Here is a 23,237-nt window from a genome sequence, read left to right as displayed (position 1 = left end):
TCACGTGCCACAGAATGTCTGACTGACCACCTGATCTGGCTTGGGTGGTGCTCGCAACCAGTCTGTGTCATCCTTGGGGTCAAACGGCGCGGACAGGGCGCTATTTAAGTCAAAGAACGTCTGGTAATCGCCTGAAACTGCGTTGTTAATCGCCTTTTCAATCTGATGGTTTCTGGGGATGTAGGCCGGGTTGGTGCGCAGCATCAATGCCTGCTGATCATCGGAATTTAATTCATCCCGCTGCCTGCGCAATTGCCATGCATCCATCCAATCAGAAAACAGATCTGGCAGCTCTGCCCCTGCGCCTTTTTCTGATATCTCCCTGAACAGATTGGTGAAGTCTGATTTGGCTGTCACCATGCCATTCATCAGGTCGGAAATCAGGGCGGTGTCGGTATCCTCGCTCGATTGCAGCCCCAGCTTGGCGCGGAATTGGGTGAGCCAGGCCTGTCTGTAAATGTCGCCGAATTCATTGACGGCTTCTGTCGCCAATTCGATTGCTTTGTCTTCGTCTGGGTCAATCTGGGGCAATAGACAGGATGCAAACTGGGCCAGATTCCATACCGCAATATCCGGTTGGTTTTGATAGGCATAACGACCTTGCCGGTCAATCGAGCTAAACACCCGTGCGGGGTGGTAATCATCCATAAAGGCGCAAGGCCCGTAATCAATTGTTTCCCCAGCAATCTGGCAATTGTCGGTGTTCATCACGCCATGGATAAACCCCACGCCCAGCCATTGTGCCACCAAATTGGCGTGGCGGGCGATCACGGCACGTAGCAATCCTAATGCATCGTTTACTTCTGAGTAGTGGCGATCGATCACATGATCGGTCAGGGTTTTGATCTCATCCAATTGGTTGCGGACGATGAAAAACTGAAATGTTCCGACGCGAATGTGGCTTTGTGCGACCCGTGTCAGGATCGCCCCGGGCAGGGGTCTTTCGCGGACCACGACCTCCCCGGTTTTGACAGCTGCGAGTGCTCGGGTCGTGGGGATGCCGAGCGCGTGCATCGCCTCTGACACGATGTATTCGCGCAGAACAGGGCCTAGCCAGGCGCGCCCGTCGCCACCACGGCTGAAGGGGGTTCGACCTGAACCTTTTAGTTGAACGTCGTGTCTTAACCCTTTGGAATTTAATACTTCACCTAACAATATCGCGCGACCATCGCCGAGTTGCGGAACGAAGTTTCCGAACTGATGGCCGGCATAGGCCTGGGCCAGGGGTTGCGCGCCGTCGGGGGCCACATTGCCTGACAAGACCTCTGTACCCTCGGGGCTGCGCAGGGCGACGGGGTCAAGACCCAGATCGCGGGCCAACGGATCGTTCACCGTGATCAAATCTGGGGCTGCGACGGGTGTGGGTGACAAGCGGGCGGAATAGGCATTGCCGAGCCGCGCGTAGGAGTTATCAAAGGCAAATGAGAGTGTCATGAATCGAAGGTGGCGTTTTCGACGTCGGGTTACAAGGCCCGTGTCATCAGGTGATAGGTGTCTCTGGGGTGAAAGCCCGCCCTTTGATACAGGTTGCGCGCGCGATTGTTGTCACGCGATACTTCCATATGTACGGCCTTGACGCCGAAATCCCGCAGCATCGGCATCAGGGCGGTAAGTGCCTGACCGCCCATGCCACGACCCCGGACGCTTTCGCGGATGAAGAACTCATCAATATAGGCGTCACGCCCGCCAAGTTCGATGGAAAATCCAAAACTTACAACGATATAGCCCACTGGGGCGCGTCGCGGGCCGATCAGCCAGGCGGCGGCGTGAACCTCGCCCGAAAGCAGCAGGTCCAACGCGGTCTCGCGATCCTGATCTGTGGTCTTCAGATCCGCGAATATGTGAAAGCGGGTGACCAGCGACAAGAGCGTTTCCCGATCTTCTGGGCCGACCAGATGCAGCATGTTCATAACAGGGCAAGCCTTTCAAAAAGCAGGGAAAAAAACCGATCATCATCGGCGTTACCGATAAAGGTGGCGTTGGGGATGCGGCCACTGACCCCCCACCAATCCGCAACTGTCATACCGCGGGTCAGATCTGATTGGGTTTCAATTTCAACATTGATGAAACGACCAGAAAACAAATCAGGATCAAGGAGATATGCGATCACACTGGGATCATGGAGAGGGGCGCCGTCAGAGCCGTATTTAGCCATATCGAACCGTTCGAAAAACCCGGTCCAACCGGCGATGGCCTCTACCACAGGAGTCTTCATCGCCCGAAACGTCGCGACGCGATCGGCTGTGACCAGCAGTTTGTGCGTGACATCCAGTGGAAGCATTGTAATTGGGCACCCGGATTTCATAACGATATCAGCAGCTTCGGGATCGACGTAAATATTAAACTCAGCGGCTGGGGTGATGTTTCCGACCTCAAAATAGGCACCACCCATCAGGATGATTTCCTGAATTCTTGGGGCGATTTCGGGGGCTTTCTGCAGGGCTGTGGCGATGTTTGTCAGCGGGCCCAACGGGCAAAGTGTGACGGTGCCTGCGGGTTCTGACAATAGAGTTTCTATAATGAAATCAATGGTATGAGTGTCCTGTAGGGGCATGGTTGGTTCTGGCAGGTCATATCCGTCCAGCCCGGTTTTTCCATGGACATGTTCGGCAGTGATCAGTTTACGTGACAGCGGGGCGCTGCAGCCTGCGTAAACAGGCACATCAGGCCGCCCTGCCAGTTCACATACCACACGCGCATTGCGGGAAGTCAGGGGCAGGGGCACGTTGCCTGCGACACAGGTAATACCAAGTAAATCAATATCTTGGGGGCTGGCCAACGCCAAAAGAATGGCAATGGCGTCGTCCTGTCCTGGGTCGGTATCGATAATGATTTTGCGTGGGGTCGGCATGAAAGCTCCTGTTGTGGGCACAGTGAAATTTCAGGCCGGGATTGTCTAGGTGAAAGCGGCCGCTTGGCAGAGATTCGCCTGCAAAAGTAAATGGCGGTGGTGGGCCGATATTCACCATGCTGCAACCCGGCTGCATTTTGTCGGTATTGCGTCGGTGTGAATTCAGCAGCAAAGGCGATGAACAATGCGCGCGTGGCCGAAAGGTCCGGTTTGCGAATTGAAAATAGAGTTTCCTGATGTTGTTCGATCAGGGGGTGTTTTCCTCGTCATTTGATAGACCGGAACGAAGTTGTGACAGCAAACCTGTGAGTTGCCCGAGCTCTGGCAGTTTTAGACCGGTGCCTTCGATCATGCAGGCGGTGATCTCTGGCGCATGCGCTTGTTGGGCGCGGCCAGTGGGTGTGAGATGGGCAAAGACCTCTCTGCCGTCCTGAGCACCCTTCTTGCGGATGACATGACCCAAGGCTTCCAGACGTTTGACCAATGGGGTCAGGGTGCTGGTTTCCATATTCAGCTGCGCCGCGAGTTCACTGATTTTTTGCCCGTCCCGTTCCCACAACAAGGTTAGGGTGATGTATTGCGGATAGGTGAGGTTGAGTTTTTTCAAATGCGGCGCATAGGCGCGATTAATCGCATGAGAAGCGGTGTAGACAGCATGGCAGAACATGTCTGCCGCGTGTTTGGGGTGCTCTGGGTTTGTCACGAGAGCCTCATTCAATAAATCGCGCGCGATTTAAAATGTTGACACAGATTGGGCCACTATGCAATATCCAGATGATACATCGCACGCGATCTAATTATTGGAGTATGACATGAGCTGGTTGCCAACATTACAAACTGCCACACCGGAAGAGGGCTATGAGCTCGCCATCAAACTGTCCCGCATGGCGGTGAAGAAAACGCAGCCGGATGATGCCATTCGCAACAAACTGCGCCCGGTCTATGGCAATGATGCCGACAGTCTGATCAATGTGTCCCATGTTGTGGCGACCAATTTTCAGACCGTTGCACAGGCCAATAATTACTGGCGCGACTGATCATATTTGAACGGGCCAAGGCATGACCTTCGCCCGTTTAACATTAATGTGACTTTGACAGGGCGGGCGATCAGTCCGCCCTTGTTTTGTTCCGTTCCCCTTATCTGACAGAGTGGAATTATCCTGGTTTTGCATTGGCTTATTGCCCCTGTGTAACCGGGCGGCCGTGATGGGAAGTTTTGAACCCAAATCCAGAGGAAAAGCCAAAAACGACATCGCGTCGCAAGCGGAAATGCAGCGATCTGAAAACTGCGTTTGCTAAAGGCAAAGCAGAAGAGACGTATTCATGCACGAACGACGAATACCGGAATGGCTGCGCCATGCACCTGCGCCAAGCGTGCGCGGATTTGCCATGTTGGCGGGCGCAGAGGCGATTGCCCGCGGTATCCTTATCTCTGTCTTTCCGTTGGCCATGTATCAGGCGCTGCTGGATGCGCGTCTGGTCTCTGAGGTGTATTTTCTGATCGGATTTGCATCACTGATCATCGGGTTGCTGGTGCCCTTTCTGATCCGGTTCATCCCACGTCGCTGGGTTTATGTATCGGGTGCGACCATGTTCATTGCGGGGGCACTGATCAGCATCAACGCGACCCCACGTGATGTTGTTGTCGGGCTATCGTTGATCACATTTGCCGTAGTCATCACCTTTGTCTGTTTCAATGCCTATGTTCTGGACTATGTCGCCAAGATCGAGCTTGGGAGATATGAAACATCACGGCTATTTTACAGCGCATTGGGGTGGACGGCGGGGCCAGCGCTGGGTGTTTTTCTGTATGGCTGGTGGATGCCTGCACCATTTCTGATCGCGGCGGTGTCGGCCTGTGTCATGCTGGTGATTTTTCTTGTTATGCGCATGGGAAGTGGAAAGTTGATCACCAAGAGCACTTCTGCACCCACCAATCCCTTTGCCTATTTCCGACGCTTCTTTGCCCAACCTCGCCTGATCACCGGTTGGCTGTTTGCCGTGATCCGATCCTGCGGCTGGTGGGTTTATGTTGTGTATCTGCCGATCTATGCGGTGCAAAACGGACTGGAGGAACAGCTGGGCGGGATCATGTTGTCGATCACCAACGCAGCATTGTTTCTGACACCGTTCATGTTGCGTTATATGCAGCGGCGATCGGTTCGGACGGCGGTCAGAACCGGGTTTCTGGTGTCAGGCGTATTGTTCATGCTTGCGGGTGCACCGCATGATTTGCCAATCGTGTCGGTTCTGTGCCTGCTGTTCGGATCATTCTACCTGATTTTGCTGGATGTTTGCGCGGGCTTGCCGTTTTTGCTGGCAGTCAAACCATCAGAGCGGACGGAGATGTCAGCGATCTATTCCAGCTTCCGTGATGTTTCAGGCATTGTCACCCCCGGGGTTGCCTGGGCTGTGCTACTGATTTCCCCGCTGTCGGGGGTATTTGTGGCCGGTGGCATCGGTCTGATATTTGCCTGGGTGCTGGCCAGAAAGCTGCACCCGAGGCTGGGACATGCCCGCGTCACCGTCGAAGGCAATCGGGAGTTCGAGGATTTGGTTCAGGACGCGTGAGGTAGGGCGGCCTGGCCTGTGCTTAATCCGCCGCTGTTTCGTTCAGTTCCATATGCCCACCGGATTTTGAAAAGACCCGGCGCAGCATGGGTTCGAAAAACTCCAGCGGTTTGGACGGGTAATTCGGGTCAAAGGCGTTCTGATCGTAGTTGTGGCAGAAATGGACAGCGTCGTCGTAATGGGGGCTGTCTTTGTATTTCTCGCGCGCGTTGCGATCGCCACCCAGCATGTGATTGTAGTAATAGCCCTGGAACACGCAGTGATGTTCGATGATCCAGCAGGCCTTGTCGCTCATATACGGGCGGACCATGGCAGCGGCGAGTTCGCCGTGGTTATAGGGCGACAGGATATCGCCAATGTCATGGATCAGCGCTGCGACGACGATTTCCTCATCCGCGCCATCGGCATGGGCGCGGGTCGCGGCCTGCAGGCAGTGCTGGTAGCGGTTGATCGGGTAGGGGGTCCAATCCTCGTCCAGAGATTTCAGCATCGCAATAATGCGGTCGACCAGTTCGGCGTTGAACTGTTCTTCGTATTCCATCACGGCGTCCCAGTCGGCTTTTGTCGCTTCTTCAAAGCTGGTCCAGGTGGGTTGGTGGGATTTGTCGAGCATGGTGACCTCCGATAATTGTTGCGGGTAAAATAGCAGGTGCAGGCTGATCGGAAAAACGAATTGTTTTTATCATAGTGATAGAATTAGGTTGTCGCATGGATATGAAACATGTGCAGACCTTTCTGGCCGTGGCAGAGACTGAGAGCTTTCATCAGGCGGCGGCGCGGTTGAACATTACGCAAGCCGCGGTCAGCAGCCGGATACGGGCGTTGGAGGATGTGCTGGAGGCTGAGCTGTTTCTGCGTGGCCCCGGCGGCACGCGGCTGAGCCTGGCGGGGGAATATCTGCGCCCCCAAGCCGAACAGATGCTGGCCACGTGGGATCAGGTGAAAACCGGGATACGCCAGCAATTTACCGACCGGATCGCGCTGCGCCTTGGGTGTGAGTTGTCGATCTGGGACGCGCTTTTGACTGATCTGACGATCTGGGCCGAAGAGCATCTGGGCAAACTGCCCCTGACGCTGAATTTCGATCACGAGCGTGACCCGGTGGAGCTGGTGCGAAGCCGACTGGTGGATCTGTCCATCACCTCTACCCCGCCAACCAACCGGCATCTTGCCTGCGAGACCCTGCCGTCAGAGCGGATGGTATTGGTGGCGGATCGGGTCTGTGCCCTGTCTGATGTGGATTTGCCTTTGTTTTTGAACCTGCAACTGGGGCCGGGGTACGATGCAGAAGTCAAACGGCAGCTTGGCGACCGATCAGGGCATCTGTTTCTGGGCAATGCCGGAATGGGGTTGTCCTATCTATTGCGCCGGGGTGGAATGGCGTTTTTTCCGCTGCGCATGGTACAAAAGGCGATGGCGCAGGGCGCGTTGCATGTGATCGACGGGGCGGAGCCGTTCGACCTGCCGCGCCATGTGATTTACGACCCAGCGGCACCGGTTGCCGAGGTTGTCGCGCAGATTTTGCCGGGATTACGCGCGGTCACGGCCGGATAGCGTTTCAGTCTTCGGGACTGTCCCCCAACAGGTAGCGCGGGCCGGATCCCCGGGCGGCGGCACGATCGTCTGCATTGTAAAGCTTGCATTTTTGCAGGGACAGGCAGCCGCAGCCAATGCAGCCATCCAGTTTGTCGCGCAGATGTTCCATGGTGGTGATCCGGGCATCCAGCACCTTGCGAAACCGGCGGCTGATCTTTTCCCAGTCGCGTTTTGTGGGGGTGCGGTTTTCCGGCAGATGCGCCAGCTGTTCGCGGATTTCAGCGATGGTAAAGCCCAGACCCTGGGCGATGCGCACAAAGGACAGGCGGCGAATGTCGGAACGGCGAAAATGTCTGTGACCGCTGGCGGCGCGGATTGGGTAAACCAGGCATTCTTGCTCATAATACCGGATGGCAGACACGGCCAACCCCGTGCGTTCAGCGACTTGACCAATGGAAAGAAGGGCGGTGTTGGGCATGGGGCCTCTGCAAAATTAAATCTTGATCTAAAGTATGGTTGAGGAATTACGACATGGAAATCAACTGGAATCACATCTGAAAGGAAATGAGATGAGTGAGGCCTATGTCGAGCATGTGAATGTTACGGTTCACGACCCCAAAGCCACGGCGCAGATGTTTTGCGACCTGTTTGACTGGCACATTCGCTGGCAGGGGGAGGCGATAAACGGGGGGACAACCATCCATGTCGGGGGGAAGAAATCCTATGTCGCGGTCTATTCGGCGGGCGGGGGTGAACCGCTGCCCCATGACCGTTATGAAACCCCCGGCGCCCTGAACCATCTGGCCATTGTTGTCGATGATATTGATGGGACAGAGGCGCGTGTGCGCGCCGCGGGTTTCACGCCTGGGGAGCTTTACGACTATGAGCCCGGTCGGCGGTTTTATTTCGACGACATGAACGGGATCGAGATCGAGGTTGTCAGCTATCAGTAGCCCATTGCCCATCTGACACGTATCATGGGCACCAGATCGAGGTGCCCATGACGCAGAACAAAACCCAACCCGCAGAAATGAGCGTGGCGGATTACATTGCCGCGATTGAGCATGACGAGAAGCGGGCCGATGCGATGGTTCTGGATCAAGTGTTTCGACAGATCACCGGCTGCGCCCCCGTGATGTGGGGCCCGTCGATCATCGGGTATGGGCAGTATCACTATACCTATGCCGGTGGGCGTGAGGGTGATTATTTGGCGACAGGCTTTTCCCCGCGCAAGACGAATTTTTCGATCTACATCATGCCGGGATATCAGGATTACAGCCACATCCTGAAGGATCTAGGAAAGCACAAAACTGGCAAATCATGCCTGTATATCAACAAGCTGGCAGATGTTGATGTGACGGTACTGGAACGACTGATCCGTACCGGGTTGACCGATCTAGCAAGGATTTATCCGGTTGAGCTTTGACCCGATTAGAAATCGAAACCCAGAGAGACCTCTAAAACATCATCACTGCCAGAGGTGTCATTTCCGACATAGCTGGCATCCATGAAGACGCCGTTGTCAAAGGCATAGCGAAGGCCGAGGCCATAGAAATTAGAGTCTTCGATTGAGGAGTTCAAAGAGGCAATCGTAGCATCGATTTCCAGCCCATTGCCAAAGCTGTAATTGGCGTGGCCGGTGATCGTGTCGACGTTGAACAACGCTTCTTCGCGGTTCAGGTTCAGACCCAGTGTCCACGGGCCGGTCGTTAGATCTGTGCCCACAACGATATTTGTGTCGGTTCCAGTTGGACTGTCGACAATTTCGACCGCAGCAAAGGCGGACAAGTTATCGAACGTGCCGACAGCATCATAGTTGTGGCGGACGGCCAGTGCCGTGCTGTTCAAGTCTGTGCCAAAGATTTCATAGGCATTGTAGGACGCGCCAATCAGAGTATTGCCATATGTTCCATCCCAGCGCAGCCCGCCCCGAGTCTTGCCATCTGCGATATAGTAAACAGAGCGATAGGTGGAGCCTGTTGCGCCTGACAGTATGAGCTGCGTCAGGGATGACAGTCCAATCTGATGTTCGGAGACATAGCCGCGATCATAGACTGATCGGGGTGATCCGATGGATAGAGTCCCGGGGCCGAGCCCGATGTCGAAGGAGCCATGAAAGGCCTCGATATCCACATCACTGTCAGAGAGATATTCGGTGCCAAAAGTAAAGCCGATTGATCCCAAATCACCCGCATCGGCCGCGCGGTACCCAAAATCGGTGTCGATGGCGAGAAAGCTGTTGGAGTCTGAGCCCTGCCAGACATTGCTGGCCTCGACATAACCTTCGCCAAAGAGACCGTCAAAATCCTGTGCGTAAGTGCCTGTTGTCATCGCGCAGATGACTGCAATCCCTGTCCCGATATTTCTGTACATCGTCGCCCGCCCTGCCTGTAGTTCGCTAGATATTGTGTGGCACAGAGGGGTTTAAAAAGGCAGAAATTTTGTTGGAATGGCTGCGATATGGTGCCCGTGTGTGGCGCGGATGCGCTGATTTTACGCGTTCCAACAATCAAAAGGCGGCCCGTTATGGGCCGCCTTCAATCTTAAATAGACCGGCTGCTTAGAAGGCCCAGCCCAGCGACAGATCCCACACGCCTTCGGAGTCGGAGGCCGTGCTGTCCAGATAGCCAACATCAACATAGGCGCCTTTGTAAAAGTTGTAGCGCGCGCTGATGCCGTAGATGCCGTTAGAATTGTTGGAGATGTCGGTATAGCCCACATCCAGCAGCAGATCCGGCAGAACCTGATAATCCGCATAAAGTTCTGTAAACGTGATGTCGGTGCCGATATCGGCGTCAGAGCGTTTTATGCCAAAGCCGAGTTTCTGATACTGGCCGTCGAATCCAAGGATGAAACTGTCCAGGCTTGTGCCGGATGCATCGAGGTTTTCGTAACTGCCGTAGATCGCCAATTCATCCAGTCCGCCGACTTGGCCGAAGTCATGCCGTGCGGCAATGGCCACCACATCGGCGCTGAGGCCAGAGGCATCAAGGTTATGGTAGGAGAAACCGACCTTGGTGTTTCCGAATTCACCATCCCAACGAAGCCCGCCATTCACATCGACATCGCTTGCGCCCAAGAGATAGAAAGCCCGGAAGACAGATTCAGTGATCTGGCTAAATTCGAGACTGAAGAGATTGGAGTAACCCAGATCGTGATCGCTGACATAGCCTGAATCAACGACAGAGCGCGGGATGCCAACCGACCACGTGCCGTAGCTGGTGTAAATATCGACAGTTGGGTACAGCGCATCTAGGCTCTCGCCGTCAATTTCCAGATACTCAAGGCCCAGGGTAAACCCGATCGGTAGCTGGCTGGTGGCGCTGTCGGGGCGGTAGCCGAAATCAAGGTCTGCGTGGATGTATTCTTCTGACCCGCCGGAGGTATCAAAGTGGCTTAACTCTGCATTTCCTTCGATGAAGAAGCCATCGTTTTCAAATGCGAACGCGGAGTGAGAAAAAAGAATGGCTGTGGAGGCTATCAGCACCGATTTCGTTTTCATTGGGGTAATCCTTGCACAAAGCGATATTGTTACGATCTATGCGCGAAATATTGCGAATATGCAGGAATGTAAAATGCACAAATGCATAATTAAAATGCGGTTTTGAATTGTGCTTTTGTTGCACCGTCCAAAGCATGGACGGTGTCATTGCCAGATACCTTAGTCGTTTTCAAAGAGTGCTACAAAAACCGCACCTTGCCGATATGGGGCAGGTTGCGATTGCGTTGGGCGTAGTCGATGCCGTAGCCCACGACAAATTCATCTGGAATTTCGAAACCGGTGTAATCGGCCTTGATCTCCACCTCGCGTCGCGTTGGTTTATCCAAGAGCGCGATGGTCCGCATTTTGGCCGGTTTACGAGTATGGAGCAGGTTGACCACATGGCTGAGGGTGAAACCGGTATCGACGATATCCTCGACCACCAGCACATCGCGCCCGGCGATTTCCCCGCGAAGGTCTTTTAGAATACGCACTTCGCGGCTGGATTCCATTGCATCGCCGTAGGATGAAACCTCTAGAAAGTCGACTTCGACCGGCAGGTCCAGTTCGCGCACCAGATCAGCGATAAAGACAAAAGATCCGCGCAGGAGCCCCACCACAACAAGCTTGTCCGTCCCGGCAAACTCGCTGCCAATTTCGCGGGCCAGATCCTCGATCCGTGCGGCAATGGTCTTGGCAGAGATCATTTCGTCGATCACGTATTCTGGCTGTGACATGTCGGGTTCCTTCGCGTGTTGGACGGGTGTGTTCCTAGCGAGCTTGGCCCGGTCTTTCCAGTTTTTATTGCAGGAATTGTGAGAAGGCTGCATTGATGGGTTGATTTTTGGGCGCGACTGACAGAAATCAGCGCCACGAAAACGGGGATGACATGCCAACTCATCAGGAAACACGGGTGATGCCATATTCGGCCCAGCAGATGTATGATCTGGTGGCAGATGTCGGGCGTTATCCGGAATTTCTGCCCTGGTGCGCCGCGTCGCGCATCCGGTCGAACGTGCCGGATGGGGACAGGGAGGTGATGTTGGCCGATCTGGTGATCGCGTTCAAAGTCTTTCGCGAACGGTTTGGCAGCCGGGTTGTGCTGGATCCAGAGGCCCTGCATGTGGATACCGAATATCTGGACGGGCCGTTCAAGTATCTTAAATCATGGTGGCAGTTTCGTGAACGCGAAGACGGGCAATGTGATGTCGAGTTTTTCGTTGATTTCGAGTTTAAAAACATTGTGCTGCAAAAACTAATCGGCGTGGTGTTTAACGAGGCGATGCACCGCGTGGTGCGCGCGTTCGAGACTCGGGCGAAGGCGCTGTATGGGTAAACATCCCATTTTAATAAGTTATAATACTTTTTTTTGAGGTGAATCGTGACCTTAAAGTTGATTGTGGTGCGACATGGCGAGAGCGAGACCAATCTTGAAGGGATTATTTCTGATGCAAAGGTTGATCCGAAACTAACTGCGAATGGGCAGGCGCAAGCGCAGGCGTTGGGTGGCGTTCTGAAGGGCGAAGGAATTGATCTTGTTGTCAGTTCGTCCCGGCAACGCGCCTTGGATACCGCGCGGGCAATAAATGCCTTTCACCAGGCGCCGGTGGATGTAACGGATGATTTGATCGAACGTCACTATGGGATATTTTCCGGTGTGAAGAAGACGATTGCCGATCAGATTATGAGAAGCGAAGGCTTTGGTTGGCTGGATATCCCGGGCAGTGAAATGGCGGCGGAGGTTGATCTGCGCGTGGGGCGCGTGATTAAGGCGCTGATGCAGAACCATTCTGGCAAGACGATATTGATAAGCACGCATGAGGATGTTGTGCGATCCTTTCACAGAATTATTCGAGGTGTTTCTGATCAGGAGTCACTGAACATCCGTGTTGGTAATTCTGACCCGCATCATTTTGTGATTGAAAGATAAAGGCCGGGCTGAAGCCCGGCCTAAAATTGACTATAGCTTTTGACTTATGACGCGTGATCGTAGGCGCGTTCGCCGTGCACTTCGAGATCCAGACCGTTGACTTCTGTCTCGTGATCGACGCGCAGAGGGGTGATCAGGGCGACGAGCTTGATCAGCGCGATGGTCACAACGATGGTAAAGCCCCCGACGATCACAAGGCTGCCCATCTGCGCGACCCAGCTGCCGGCACCAAAGACCGCGATCATGATCGTGCCAAAGATACCGCCGACGCCGTGGACGGCAAAGACATCCAGCGTGTCATCGATATGCAGTTTGTTGCGGATCAGGGTGACGGCCTCTTGGCACAAAACCCCGGCAACAGCGCCGATGATCAGCGCCTCTATCGGGCCGACGAAGCCAGAGGCAGGGGTGATGGAGGCAAGGCCTGCGATGGTGCCGGTGACCAGTCCAACCAGTGAGGCCTTGCCGTATTTGATGCGTTCATACAGGGCCCAGGTCAACGAGGCCGTCGCGGCCGAGATATGCGTGACCGTCAGCGCCATGGCGGCCCCGCCATCCGCGGCCAGTTGCGAGCCGCCGTTAAAGCCAAACCAACCCACCCACAGCATCGCGGCGCCAATCATGACAAAACCGGGGTTGTGCGGCGGTGTGGTGCGGTTGCGACGGGGCCCGAGGAAGAAGGCGATCAGCAGCGCCGCGATACCGGCGGTTTCGTGAACAACGATGCCGCCTGCGAAATCCCTGACGCCGGTGTCGCCAAATAGCCCGCCATCGGCCAGCATCCCGCCGCCCCAGACCCAATGCACGACCGGGGCATAGCACAAGAGCATCCACAAACCAGAGAAGGTCAGGACGAAGCCAAATCCAACCCGTTCGACATAGGCGCCGACGATCAATGCGGGGGTAATGATGGCGAAGGTCATCTGGAAGGCAAAAAACAAAACCTCTGGCAAGGTACCTGACAGGCTGTCGGCGGTGACGCCGGACAGGAACATTTTGTCCAGTCCGCCCCAAAGGCCGCTGGTGCCGCTGCCAAAGGCGATAGAGTAACCAAAGGCAAGCCACAGGACGCTCATCAAACACGCGATGGCGTAGCAATGCATGAAAACACTGAGGACATTTCGGGCGCGCACGAGGCCGCCGTAAAAGAGTGCAAGCCCCGGTAGGGTCATAAACAGAACCAGCGCCGTTGCGACGATGATCCATGCGGTGTCTGCTCCGTTCATCTCTAGATCCTTTGCAGAGTGATGCTTTGGAGGGCAGAGAACGCAATTACTGGGCAGAACAAAGCCCAAGAAGAATGCAAGTCGGGAAACTTAGCGGGCGTTGCACAAAAAATGTGCAGAAATTTGTGCGGTTGCGCGCGAAATCAGCAGGATCAGGATAGCGCCTTGAGCAGCAGGGCCAATGCGTGGTCAGTGCTGGCCTGACGGACCTCTGCCCGGCCGAGTGCGCCAAATTCTACCGTTTCGGTATGTGTTGGGGCGCCAGACGCGGCCACGGCAAAACAAACGCGCCCTTCGGGTTTGTGTTCTGATCCGCCGGGGCCAGCGATGCCGGTGACGGATACTGCCAGATCAACAACGGCGCGGTTCAAGACGCCCTCGACCATTTCCTGGGCGACTTCCTCTGACACTGCGCCACATTCGGTCAGCGTGGGTTGGCGGACGCCTAGCATGGCGATCTTGGCGCTGTTGGAATAGGTGACATAGCCCCGGTCGAATATATCGGATGATCCCGACGTTTCGGTCAGGGCCGCAGCCACCATGCCGCCGGTGCAGCTTTCGGCGGTGGCGATGCGCCAGCCGCGTTCGCGGGCCAGATCAAGGATTTGGGAGGAGACGCTCAATGAATTGCAACCATGTTGTGAACCATTGCCGCCAATCCTATCACAATGATGGCGGCGAAAATACCGGCAATCACATCGTCCAGCATCACGCCCAGCGCATCACCGCGCCGGTCGGCCCAACCAATGGGGCCGGGTTTGAGGATATCAAACAGGCGAAACCCCAGAAAGGCGACGATCCAGCCGGGCCAGAGCTGATGTATCTCTGCCCCTGCCAGAATGGCCCCGAAGGAAACCGGCCAAAGCGCGATCCACTGGCCTGCGACCTCATCAATCACGATCTCTGACGGGTCGTGATCATCTTTGCCCGCAGTTTCCTGTGCTGTGGCCCACCAGCCCAAGAAAAAGACCGCGATGGTGGCGATGACCAGCAGAGGAAAGCCACCGATCTGATGGATGATCCAAGCCACGGGCAGGGCGGCCAGCGATCCCCATGTGCCGGGGGCAGGGCGCAGGTGGCCAGCGTAAAAGAAGGTCGCGATCAGATGGGTCATGATGTCACCAATGTGGCTGTTGCAATAGCGGCGATGCCTTCTTCGCGGCCAGTGAAGCCCAACCGTTCAGATGTGGTGGCCTTGACGCTGATGCGGGAGGCATCCAGCCCCATGATCCGGGCCAGTTCGGATTGCATGGCGGCGGCATGGGGGCCGATCTTGGGCTGTTCGCAGACCAGCGTGCAATCAATATTGGAAATAGCAAAGCCCCTGTCGGTGGCCAGATCAACAGCGTGGCGCAGGAAAATTTCAGATGCGGCACCCTTCCATTGCGGATCAGACGGCGGGAAGTGGCGACCAATGTCACCTTCGGCCAGCGCACCATAGATGGCGTCGGTGATGGCATGCATGCCGACATCGGCGTCGGAATGGCCCTGAAGCCCGCGACCATGGGGAATGTTCACGCCGCATAGGATCAAATGATCCCCGGGCCCAAAACGATGCACGTCGTAACCATTGCCCAGCCGGATATCCATCTGCCCCCTCAGGATGCGTTCGGCCCGGTCGAAATCGCCGGGCGTGGTAATTTTCAGATTGTCATCAATGCCCGGCACGAGGGCAACGTCAAGCCCTGCGGCGCGCGCGACCTCTACATCATCTGCCGCACCGCCGGGGTGGGCGCGATGGGCATCAAGAATGGCGTCAAAGCGAAACCCCTGTGGTGTCTGCGCTCGATAAATGCCGCGACGATCCTGAGTGCCGGTGATCATGTCGCCACCCGCCTGCCAAAGCGCGTCGGAAACGGTAAGGCCGGGGGCGGCCCCAATGTGATTATCCAGCGCATCACACACGGCCTGTATGGTCTGGGCGCTGACGCAGGCGCGGGCGACGTCGTGGATCAGGACTTTGGTGGTCGTGTCGGGCAGGGCCTCCAACCCGTTTTTCACTGACTCAGATCGGGTCTCTCCGCCATGCACAGCACGGATGTCTTGTGGCACTTGATCTGCGTCATCGGGGTGAATGACGAGGACCAGATCGTCAATCGCCGGGTGATCTGCGAAGGCTGCGATCGTCCAGTCGGCAACACGCTTCCCGGCGAGGCTCTGCCATTGTTTGGGCAGGGGGCCGCCCGCGCGGGTGCCCCGACCGGCGGCGACGATTAGTGCGACTGTGCTCATGACCCATCCTTGTTGTCTTGCTGGTTTAATCTGATCCAGGAAGAGGGGCAATGGTGGGCAATTCTGGACTTGAGTGCCTAAAAATTAGGCAAATGTCTGGCGCGATGTGAATTTCGCCGTTAAAAACTTGCCAATACCCAATGGGGAACATAGCCCCAACGCAGTGCACAAGGTTTAGGCAATTGACCATTCTGATCGGATCAAAGCGTATCAGCCCCCCGGTATTTCTGGCCCCGTTGGCCGGAATCACCGATCTGCCGTTTCGTAATCTGGTCTCTGGTTTTGGTGCTGGCTTGGTGGTTAGCGAAATGGTTGCCAGCCAGGAAATGGTGCAGGCTAAGCCCGGCGTCCGTGAACGGGCAGAGCTGGGTTTTCATGTGGGCAATACCTCTGTCCAGATTGCCGGGCGAGAGGCGTATTGGATGGCTGAGGCCGCGCGATATGTCGAAGCTTCTGGCGCGCAAATCATCGACATCAATATGGGCTGCCCTGCAAAAAAGGTCGTGAACGGCTATTCCGGGTCCGCGCTGATGCGGGATCTGGATCATGCGCTGACATTGATTGAGGCGGTTGTCGCCGCTGTCAAAGCCCCCGTGACGTTAAAGACCCGGCTGGGTTGGGATGATGCCTGTCTGAACGCGCCCGAACTGGCGCGCCGGGCAGAGGAAGCCGGGATCAGCATGCTGACCATTCATGGACGCACCCGCTGTCAGTTTTACAAGGGTCGCGCTGATTGGGCCGCGATCCGGCGGGTCAAGGATGCCGTGTCGATCCCGGTGATTGCCAATGGTGATATCTGCTCGGCGCAGGACGCGCGCCAGGCCTTGGCGCTGTCGGGGGCGGATGGCGTAATGATCGGTCGCGGTGCGCAGGGGGCGCCCTGGCGATTGGCCGAAATCGCGGCAGAGCTGTACGATCTGCCCGCGCCGATAATACCGACAGGGAGAGATTTCGTAGACATGGTACAGGGCCATTATCAGGCGATGCTGGCCTTTTACGGGGATGTTTTGGGCAACCGCGTCGCGCGCAAGCATCTGGGGTGGTACATGGATCAATGCGCGACACCGCCGGGGATGCGCAAAAAGGTATTGACCGAAAAAGATCCGGCAACCGTTTTGCGGTTGCTGCCAGACGCCCTGAGTTCAGATTCACAACAAAGGGCGGCGTGATGTTGACGGTGTCACCTTCCCTCTGGATCAGCTTGCCATTGCCGGCATTGATTGTGGACGGTGAGGACAGGATAACCGCGATCAACCCTGCGGCTGAACTGTTCTTGAACCGATCCGAGACACAGATGCGGGGTTTGGGGGTCGATACATTGGTCGCCGCAGAGGCAGAATTGACCCGGAAATTGATGCGCGCGCGTGGTGGGCGATCTGCCTTGTCGATCCGCGAGCTGCCGATCCAGGTCGCAGGAAAGGGGATGGTGCCGTGCCGATTGGATATCTCGGCGTTTCAGGGGCAGCCTGACAGCGAACAGGGCGATCTGCTTGTAATTTTGCAGCCTGATATTCCGGCGTTGGATGGGGGGTATAGCCCCGCGAAATCCGCCGCAAAATCCGCCATTGGAATGGCCGAGATGCTGGCCCATGAAATCAAAAACCCGCTGGCCGGGATCAGCGGGGCGGCGCAACTGTTGTCGATGACCATTTCGCCAGAGGATCAGGAGCTGACCGAGATGATCGTGTCAGAAACCAAACGCATCACCAAGCTGCTGGATCAGGTGGAGGAGTTCGGAAATCTGCTGCCCCCCAGCCTGCGGGCGATCAATCTGCATGACGTTTTGGATCGCAGCCGAAAATCGGCGCTGTTGGGCTTTGCCTCTGCCGTGCCGATCGTCGAAGAATATGATCCATCCCTGCCTGATGCGAAATGCGACCCGGATCAGTTGCAGCAGGTCTTTTTGAACCTGTTGAAGAACGCGGCAGAGGCGTTGTCGGCCACACAAGACCCGCAGATCCGCATACGAACCCGATATGAAAGCGGGCTGAGGGTGCGAAATGCGCTAGGGGACCTGAACCCGGCGCCCTTGCAGGTGGATATTTGCGATAACGGGCCGGGATTGCCCGCCGCGATTGCGGATGCGGTCTTTGACCCCTTTGTATCAGGGCGCGACAACGGTACCGGGCTGGGGCTGGCGCTGGTCAGCAAGATCGTGGCCGATCACAGCGGCAGGGTGAGTGTAAAATCCCACCCGGGCCGAACCGTTTTTACCGTGTCTTTGCCCGCAGCCGCACATAAATCAGAGGTGACGTGATGGATGGAACTGTATTAATCGCCGACGACGATAAAACAATCCGCACCGTGCTGACACAGGCCCTGACTCGCGCGGGCTGTAAAGTGCACGCAACATCGTCACTGACAACGCTGCTGCGTTGGGTCGCAGAGGGGTTGGGGGATCTGGTGATCACTGATGTGGTTATGCCGGATGGAAACGGGTTGGAAATGTTGCCCCGGATCGCCCAGGACCGCCCCGAATTGCCGGTGATCGTCATCTCTGCCCAAAACACAATCATGACCGCCATTCAGGCGGCAGAGGCTGAGGCATTTGATTATCTGCCGAAACCCTTTGACCTGCCCGATCTGATGAAACGATCGGCGCGTGCCCTGAACCGCGTGACCCAGAAATCCAGCGTGGATATGGTGGTGCGTGGGGCAGAGGATGATGGCGATCTGCCCCTGATCGGGCGATCCCAACCGATGCAGATGATCTATCGCACCATTGCCCGGGTCATGAACACCGATCTGCCGATTTTGATTGTCGGGGAAAGTGGCACCGGAAAGTCGCTGATCGCCCGCGCGATCCATGATTTGTCAGATCGGCGTCAGCAACCATTTGTCGCCCTGACCGCAGGGGATTGCGATGATGAAGCAGGATTGAAAGCCTGCGCAGAGCGGGCGCGGGGCGGAACACTGATCATCGACAACCTGCCCGACATAAATCTGGATCAACAGGCCCGTTTGGTGCGGTTACTGGATGCGCCCGCTATGTCCAGTACCCGGGTCATCTCCACTTCGGTGGAAGATATGTCAGGCGCTGTGGTAGATCATTCGTTTCGCGATGATCTGTATTATCGGCTGAATGGTCTGACTCTGTCCGTGCCATCGCTGCGCGAGCGGGTAGAGGACATCCCATTGCTGATCGAACATTTTCTTGCACAAGGGGAAGATTTCGGTGGTGCCCGGCAGTTCAGCCCCGGCGCCGTGGAAGTCGCGCGACATCAGATGTGGCCGGGAAATGTACGGCAGTTGGAATATGCGGTGCGCAACCTGTCACTGGCCAGTTTGGATGCTGAAGTCAGCACTGCAGAGATCGAACAGGCGGCTGGCGGAAAAGCGCCGATCAAATCCCCCTTGCCCGAGAGCGGGGGGAAGCTGTCTGACACGATCGAGATGCATTTGGCCCGATACTTTGATTTGCTTGGCGAAGAACTACCGCCGCCGGGGTTATATCAACGAATGTTGCATGAAATGGAGCTGCCCCTGCTGACCATTAGCCTGAACGCAACAGGCGGAAATCAGGCCAGATGTGCAGAAATTCTGGGGATCAACAGAAATACTTTGCGAAAGAAGCTGACAGAGCTTGATATTCGCGTGACACGCCGTCGCCAATTGATGTAAAAGAGCAACACAAGAGTCACCCGAACGCATCATGCGATTTGAGGCGACCATATTTGGCGGTGTGTCAGGGAATTGGCACCATATTGTGGGGTCGGTCGGTGAATAGCCCGACAAAACGAGCAACACTGGAACGTCTGCTGCGGTTACGCAGGCAGCGACGTGTGCAGAATTTTGCCACACTGGGATTGGTGGTTCTAGGGCCTGTTCTGGCTTTTTGGACCTTTATGGTGCTGGGCCCGCTGAACCCGGGGACAGGGGCGTTGAGCCTGCGCCTGATGCTGCTGGCCGATATGGTCTATATTCTGGTGTTGGCAGCGCTTGTTTTGCTGCGCATCGCGCAGATGATCTCGGCGCGTCGGGCCAAATCTGCCGGATCGCGATTGCACTTGCGTTTGACGGGTGTCTTTACTTTCGTGGCGTTGGTTCCGACCGTGTTGGTGGCCATCTTCGCCGCAATTACCGTGAATTTCGGCCTTGAAGGGTGGTTTTCCGAACGTGTGCGTCAGGTCGTCGGAACATCGCTTGCCGCGGCAGAGGCGTATCAGGCCGAACATCGTCGCGATCTGGAAGATGACGCGCAGCTTTTGGCCAATCATCTGAACGTGGTGCGCCGGGAAAACTTCCTGCTACCTGACAGCGACTTGCGTCAGATCCTGAGCCAGGGACAAGTGCGCATTCAGCGCGGGCTAAAAGAGGCTTTTGTTGTTGATGGCGGTGGGGATATTCGCGCACGTGGCGAGAAATCTTATCTTTTTGACTACGAACGCCCCACGGGTGATGAGCTGGAACAGGCGGTGGCCGGTCAGATCGTCATCATACAAGATTGGGATAACAACGAATTTCGGGCGCTTGTGTCCCTGGATGCCTTCGCTGACCGTTTGCTTTATGTCAGCCGGCAGGTCGACGGTGATATTCTGAGCCTGCTGGATGACACACAAGAAACCGCCAATTTGTATCAGCAGTTGGAAAGCGATCGTGGGCGATTGCTGTTTGAATTCGGGGTGTTGTATCTGGCCTTTGCCATGATCCTGATTTTGGCTGCGGTGTGGTTGGGGCTGTGGTTTGCTGAACGTTTGGCACGCCCGGTTGGACGGCTGGCAGGGGCCGCGCAAGAGGTCGGTGCTGGCAATCTGGATGTGCAGGTTGTCGAAGAGGATGGCGATGACGAGATCGCCATGTTGGGCCGGTTGTTCAATCGGATGACACGACAGTTGAAATTGCAACGGGAGACCCTGCTGGAAAACAATCGCGCGATTGAACGGCGTCGTCGGTTGTTTGATTCCGTCTTGGGCTCTGTCACGGCCGGGGTGATCGGGCTGGATCCCGACGGCGAAATTACCTTTATCAACCGGTCTGCAGAACGGTTGTTGCGGTTGCCAGAAGGGCATGGCGAGAAAGATATCCGTGTAACTGTTCCGGAATTCACCCATTTGTTTGAAGAGCTTAGGTCGGAAGTATCAGAGGTGGTGCAGCGTGAAATCAGGTTAACCCGTAAGGGAAAACAGGAAAATCTGCTGGTCCGTATGTCCAATCGCCATACCGCCGCAGGCATGCTGGAAGGCTATGTTGTGGCCTTTGATGATGTCACCGATCTGGTATCAGCGCAGCGTATGGCCGCCTGGGGTGATGTGGCCCGCAGAATCGCGCATGAGATCAAGAACCCGCTGACACCGATCCAATTGTCTGCAGAGCGTCTGAAACGCAAGCTGGCACCGGTTGTCGGAGATGAGATTGAGGCGTTGGAACAGTACACCGGCGTGATCATTCGCCAGACTGGTGATCTGCGCCGGATCGTGGATGAGTTTTCACAGTTTGCCCGGATGCCTCAACCTGAAACGCGCAAGATCGATTTGGTTCCGATCTTGCGTGACGCCGTTTTGCTGCAAGAGGCGGGGTTTGATCATATCGACTTGAAGCTGGAAGTTCCTGACGCCTCGGTCATTGTCGAAGCGGATCAGACCATGCTGTCCCAGGCCTTGACAAACCTGATTAAGAATGGCGGAGAAGCCATTGAATCATATGTTGAAAAACATGGAGTTGATGACTTTAAAGGCGAGATCAGGGTACAGCTGTCGCATGAGGACAGTAAATGCGTTCTGCGGATTTCCGACAACGGTATCGGTCTTCCCGAGGATCGCGCCAAACTGTTTGAACCTTATGTGACCACACGCGACAAGGGCACCGGATTGGGCCTGCCCATTGTCAAAAAAATCATCGAAGAGCACGGCGGAACGCTGCGGCTGGAAGATGCGGAAATTTTCGACGGCAACAGTCATTCAGGTGCCTGTGCCACCATTATATTAACCTGTGAAGAACGCCAGACAGAGAAACAGAAGCGTTCGAATGAAGAAAGTGAGGCTTCAGATGAATGATATTCTAATCGTGGACGATGAACGCGACATTCGCGAACTTGTCGCCGATATCCTGAAAGATGAGGGATATGAAACGCGTACTGCGGGCACATCTGATGAGTGCATGAAAGAAGTCACCGGCAAAACGCCGTCATTGATGATTCTGGATATCTGGCTGAAAGACAGCAACATGGACGGGATCGACATCCTGAAAGTGGTGAAAAAGGATTACCCAGAGGTGCCCGTGGTGATTATTTCTGGCCACGGCAACATCGAGATTGCGGTCGCTGCCATTAAGCAGGGCGCGTATGATTTCATTGAAAAGCCTTTCAATATTGACCAGCTCTTGGTGGTAATTGGCCGGGCGATGGAAACCTCGCGTCTGCGGCGGGAGAACACGGAACTAAAACGCAAAGATGACGGACCGGTCGAAATGATTGGCAGTGGGGCTGCGTTCAAGGCTCTGAAGCACAATCTGGAGAAAGTCACAAAATCTAACAGCCGGGTCATGCTGACCGGGCCTGCCGGGGCGGGCAAGGAAATTGCCGCGCGGTTTATCCATGCCCAATCGGATCGCAACGAACATCCGTTTATCACGGTCAATTCGGCCTCTGTCGAACCGGAACGGATGGAGGAGGTGTTGTTTGGGCGCCAGACCTCTGACGGGTCAACCGAACCCGGGCTTCTGGAACAGGCAAATGGCGGTTTCCTGTATTTTGACGAGATTGCAGACATGCCCTTGGGCACCCAGTCAAAAATCCTGCGGGTGTTGGTGGATCAGCAATTCCAACCTGTCGGTTCCAGCGAAAGCCGCCATGTTGACGTTCGCGTAATATCAAGCACGAACAAGGATTTAAGCTATGAAATTGAGGTGGGAAATTTCCGCCAGGAACTGTTTCATCGTCTGAATGTTGTGCCGATCACTGTGCCCTCTTTGGAAGAACGGCGCGAGGATATACCGGAACTGGCACAGTTTTTCATAACGCAGCTCAACATATCGCAAGGGCTGCCCTTGCGAGATTTGTCCATGGAGGCCGAGGCGTTTTTGCAGACGATGGAGTGGCCCGGCAATGTGCGGCAGTTGAAAAACGTGCTTGAACGTGTGCTGATCCTGGGTGTGGAAACCGGGCCGATCGAGGCGCGTGAATTGCCCCAGAAACTGGACCGCAAGGAACTGGATGAGGAACGGGTTATTCTTTCAGGTGCCGTCACAACCTTGCCCTTGCGCGAGGCGCGCGAATTGTTTGAACGCGAATATCTGATGACACAAATCAATCGGTTTGGCGGCAATATCAGCCGCACCGCCAGCTTTGTCGGCATGGAACGGTCTGCGCTGCACAGGAAACTGAAATCTTTGGGTGTTGTGACAGCTGTTCGTGCAGGCGCGCGCGTCGCCCAGGTAGAAGAAGAGCATGAAACCAGCGATATTTGATCGCCC

Annotated in this window: 25 protein-coding genes; 12 read left to right on the top strand and 13 right to left on the bottom strand. The window is 55.6% G+C overall.

All coding sequences use genetic code 11. The features are described 5' to 3' along the window. The 4 genes from AC2D8P_RS02005 to AC2D8P_RS01990 all read right to left on the bottom strand — a co-directional run bounded on the left by AC2D8P_RS02005 (position 1) and on the right by AC2D8P_RS01990 (position 3,554). Entirely contained in the window at positions 1–1,434 is a 1,434-nt protein-coding gene (locus AC2D8P_RS02005; protein WP_484699990.1) for a protein adenylyltransferase SelO, read from the bottom strand. A 29-nt stretch (positions 1,435–1,463) separates the two neighbouring features. Further along, complete coding sequence (locus tag AC2D8P_RS02000) at positions 1,464–1,910, bottom strand: GNAT family N-acetyltransferase (RefSeq protein ID WP_484699989.1); 447 nt, start codon at positions 1,908–1,910, stop codon at positions 1,464–1,466. Further along, entirely contained in the window at positions 1,907–2,851 is a 945-nt protein-coding gene (locus AC2D8P_RS01995) for a nucleoside hydrolase (RefSeq protein ID WP_484699988.1), read from the bottom strand. Before AC2D8P_RS01995 ends, AC2D8P_RS02000 begins: the two co-directional genes overlap by 4 nt. Before the next feature lie 247 nt (positions 2,852–3,098). Next, positions 3,099–3,554, bottom strand: coding sequence for a MarR family winged helix-turn-helix transcriptional regulator (locus AC2D8P_RS01990; protein WP_484699987.1), 456 nt, complete (start codon positions 3,552–3,554; stop codon positions 3,099–3,101). A gap of 109 nt (positions 3,555–3,663) precedes the next feature. Between AC2D8P_RS01990 and AC2D8P_RS01985 the strand changes: the two genes are divergently transcribed. Together AC2D8P_RS01985 and AC2D8P_RS01980 are read left to right on the top strand one after the other, a co-directional pair. Continuing rightward, positions 3,664–3,888, top strand: coding sequence for a hexameric tyrosine-coordinated heme protein (locus AC2D8P_RS01985; protein WP_484699985.1), 225 nt, complete (start codon positions 3,664–3,666; stop codon positions 3,886–3,888). A 286-nt stretch (positions 3,889–4,174) separates the two neighbouring features. Beyond that, positions 4,175–5,422 (top strand): MFS transporter, encoded by a 1,248-nt coding sequence (locus AC2D8P_RS01980; protein ID WP_484699984.1) that lies wholly within the window; start codon positions 4,175–4,177, stop codon positions 5,420–5,422. 22 nt (positions 5,423–5,444) lie between these two features. Here AC2D8P_RS01980 and AC2D8P_RS01975 read toward each other — a convergent pair whose 3' ends face one another. Next, on the bottom strand, positions 5,445–6,035 hold the full coding sequence (locus AC2D8P_RS01975; protein ID WP_484699982.1) for an HD domain-containing protein: 591 nt from the start codon (positions 6,033–6,035) through the stop codon (positions 5,445–5,447). 95 nt (positions 6,036–6,130) lie between these two features. On the opposite strand from AC2D8P_RS01975, the gene AC2D8P_RS01970 reads away from it, so the two are divergent. After that, positions 6,131–6,976 (top strand): LysR family transcriptional regulator, encoded by an 846-nt coding sequence (locus tag AC2D8P_RS01970; protein ID WP_484699980.1) that lies wholly within the window; start codon positions 6,131–6,133, stop codon positions 6,974–6,976. Between the two features lie 4 nt (positions 6,977–6,980). Here the strand turns inward: AC2D8P_RS01970 and soxR are convergent, their stop codons facing one another. Further along, positions 6,981–7,436 carry a redox-sensitive transcriptional activator SoxR gene (soxR, locus tag AC2D8P_RS01965; RefSeq protein WP_484699979.1) on the bottom strand — a complete coding sequence of 152 codons (456 nt, stop codon included), beginning with the start codon at positions 7,434–7,436 and terminating at the stop codon, positions 6,981–6,983. A gap of 91 nt (positions 7,437–7,527) precedes the next feature. On the opposite strand from soxR, the gene AC2D8P_RS01960 reads away from it, so the two are divergent. Together AC2D8P_RS01960 and AC2D8P_RS01955 are read left to right on the top strand one after the other, a co-directional pair. Further along, entirely contained in the window at positions 7,528–7,911 is a 384-nt protein-coding gene (locus tag AC2D8P_RS01960; protein ID WP_484699977.1) for a VOC family protein, read from the top strand. Positions 7,912–7,958: 47 nt separating this feature from the next. Further along, on the top strand, positions 7,959–8,384 hold the full coding sequence (locus tag AC2D8P_RS01955) for a DUF1801 domain-containing protein (RefSeq protein ID WP_484699976.1): 426 nt from the start codon (positions 7,959–7,961) through the stop codon (positions 8,382–8,384). 5 nt (positions 8,385–8,389) lie between these two features. Here AC2D8P_RS01955 and AC2D8P_RS01950 read toward each other — a convergent pair whose 3' ends face one another. From AC2D8P_RS01950 to hpt, 3 genes are all read right to left on the bottom strand, one after another. After that, complete coding sequence (locus tag AC2D8P_RS01950) at positions 8,390–9,331, bottom strand: hypothetical protein (protein ID WP_484699974.1); 942 nt, start codon at positions 9,329–9,331, stop codon at positions 8,390–8,392. A 187-nt stretch (positions 9,332–9,518) separates the two neighbouring features. Next, positions 9,519–10,460 (bottom strand): hypothetical protein, encoded by a 942-nt coding sequence (locus tag AC2D8P_RS01945; protein ID WP_484699972.1) that lies wholly within the window; start codon positions 10,458–10,460, stop codon positions 9,519–9,521. Between the two features lie 179 nt (positions 10,461–10,639). Beyond that, entirely contained in the window at positions 10,640–11,176 is a 537-nt protein-coding gene (gene hpt / locus AC2D8P_RS01940) for a hypoxanthine phosphoribosyltransferase (protein WP_484699971.1), read from the bottom strand. Between the two features lie 152 nt (positions 11,177–11,328). On the opposite strand from hpt, the gene AC2D8P_RS01935 reads away from it, so the two are divergent. Both AC2D8P_RS01935 and AC2D8P_RS01930 read left to right on the top strand, forming a co-directional pair. Further along, positions 11,329–11,775, top strand: coding sequence for a type II toxin-antitoxin system RatA family toxin (locus AC2D8P_RS01935; RefSeq protein WP_484699969.1), 447 nt, complete (start codon positions 11,329–11,331; stop codon positions 11,773–11,775). Between the two features lie 45 nt (positions 11,776–11,820). Further along, positions 11,821–12,369, top strand: coding sequence for a histidine phosphatase family protein (locus AC2D8P_RS01930; protein ID WP_484699967.1), 549 nt, complete (start codon positions 11,821–11,823; stop codon positions 12,367–12,369). A gap of 44 nt (positions 12,370–12,413) precedes the next feature. Here the strand turns inward: AC2D8P_RS01930 and AC2D8P_RS01925 are convergent, their stop codons facing one another. From AC2D8P_RS01925 to AC2D8P_RS01910, 4 genes are all read right to left on the bottom strand, one after another. After that, positions 12,414–13,595 (bottom strand): ammonium transporter, encoded by a 1,182-nt coding sequence (locus AC2D8P_RS01925; protein WP_484699965.1) that lies wholly within the window; start codon positions 13,593–13,595, stop codon positions 12,414–12,416. Positions 13,596–13,747: 152 nt separating this feature from the next. Beyond that, positions 13,748–14,218: a CinA family protein gene (locus tag AC2D8P_RS01920; protein WP_484699964.1), complete on the bottom strand. Its 471-nt coding sequence runs from the start codon at positions 14,216–14,218 to the stop codon at positions 13,748–13,750. After that, a complete protein-coding gene (locus tag AC2D8P_RS01915) occupies positions 14,215–14,709 on the bottom strand; it encodes a phosphatidylglycerophosphatase A family protein (RefSeq protein WP_484699963.1) in 495 nt (164 codons plus the stop codon). The genes AC2D8P_RS01920 and AC2D8P_RS01915 overlap by 4 nt, the downstream gene beginning before the upstream one ends. After that, entirely contained in the window at positions 14,706–15,827 is a 1,122-nt protein-coding gene (locus tag AC2D8P_RS01910; RefSeq protein ID WP_484699961.1) for a bifunctional 2-C-methyl-D-erythritol 4-phosphate cytidylyltransferase/2-C-methyl-D-erythritol 2,4-cyclodiphosphate synthase, read from the bottom strand. The genes AC2D8P_RS01915 and AC2D8P_RS01910 overlap by 4 nt, the downstream gene beginning before the upstream one ends. A 182-nt stretch (positions 15,828–16,009) precedes the next feature. Here AC2D8P_RS01910 and dusB point away from each other — a divergent pair, with 182 nt between their 5' ends. The 5 genes from dusB to ntrX all read left to right on the top strand — a co-directional run bounded on the left by dusB (position 16,010) and on the right by ntrX (position 23,231). Beyond that, a complete protein-coding gene (gene dusB / locus AC2D8P_RS01905) occupies positions 16,010–16,996 on the top strand; it encodes a tRNA dihydrouridine synthase DusB (protein WP_484699960.1) in 987 nt (328 codons plus the stop codon). Beyond that, entirely contained in the window at positions 16,996–18,084 is a 1,089-nt protein-coding gene (locus tag AC2D8P_RS01900) for a two-component system sensor histidine kinase NtrB (RefSeq protein ID WP_484699958.1), read from the top strand. Before dusB ends, AC2D8P_RS01900 begins: the two co-directional genes overlap by 1 nt. Beyond that, entirely contained in the window at positions 18,084–19,448 is a 1,365-nt protein-coding gene (locus tag AC2D8P_RS01895) for a response regulator (RefSeq protein ID WP_484699956.1), read from the top strand. Before AC2D8P_RS01900 ends, AC2D8P_RS01895 begins: the two co-directional genes overlap by 1 nt. A gap of 98 nt (positions 19,449–19,546) precedes the next feature. Then, on the top strand, positions 19,547–21,820 hold the full coding sequence (locus tag AC2D8P_RS01890; RefSeq protein WP_484699954.1) for a sensor histidine kinase NtrY-like: 2,274 nt from the start codon (positions 19,547–19,549) through the stop codon (positions 21,818–21,820). Further along, positions 21,813–23,231: a nitrogen assimilation response regulator NtrX gene (gene ntrX / locus AC2D8P_RS01885; RefSeq protein WP_484699952.1), complete on the top strand. Its 1,419-nt coding sequence runs from the start codon at positions 21,813–21,815 to the stop codon at positions 23,229–23,231. The genes AC2D8P_RS01890 and ntrX overlap by 8 nt, the downstream gene beginning before the upstream one ends. Positions 23,232–23,237 lie beyond the last annotated feature (6 nt).

The organism is Roseovarius sp. YIN77 (assembly GCF_057219155.1).
Note: the sequence above shows the minus strand (reverse complement) of the source record. Positions and strands in the feature narration are given on the sequence as shown.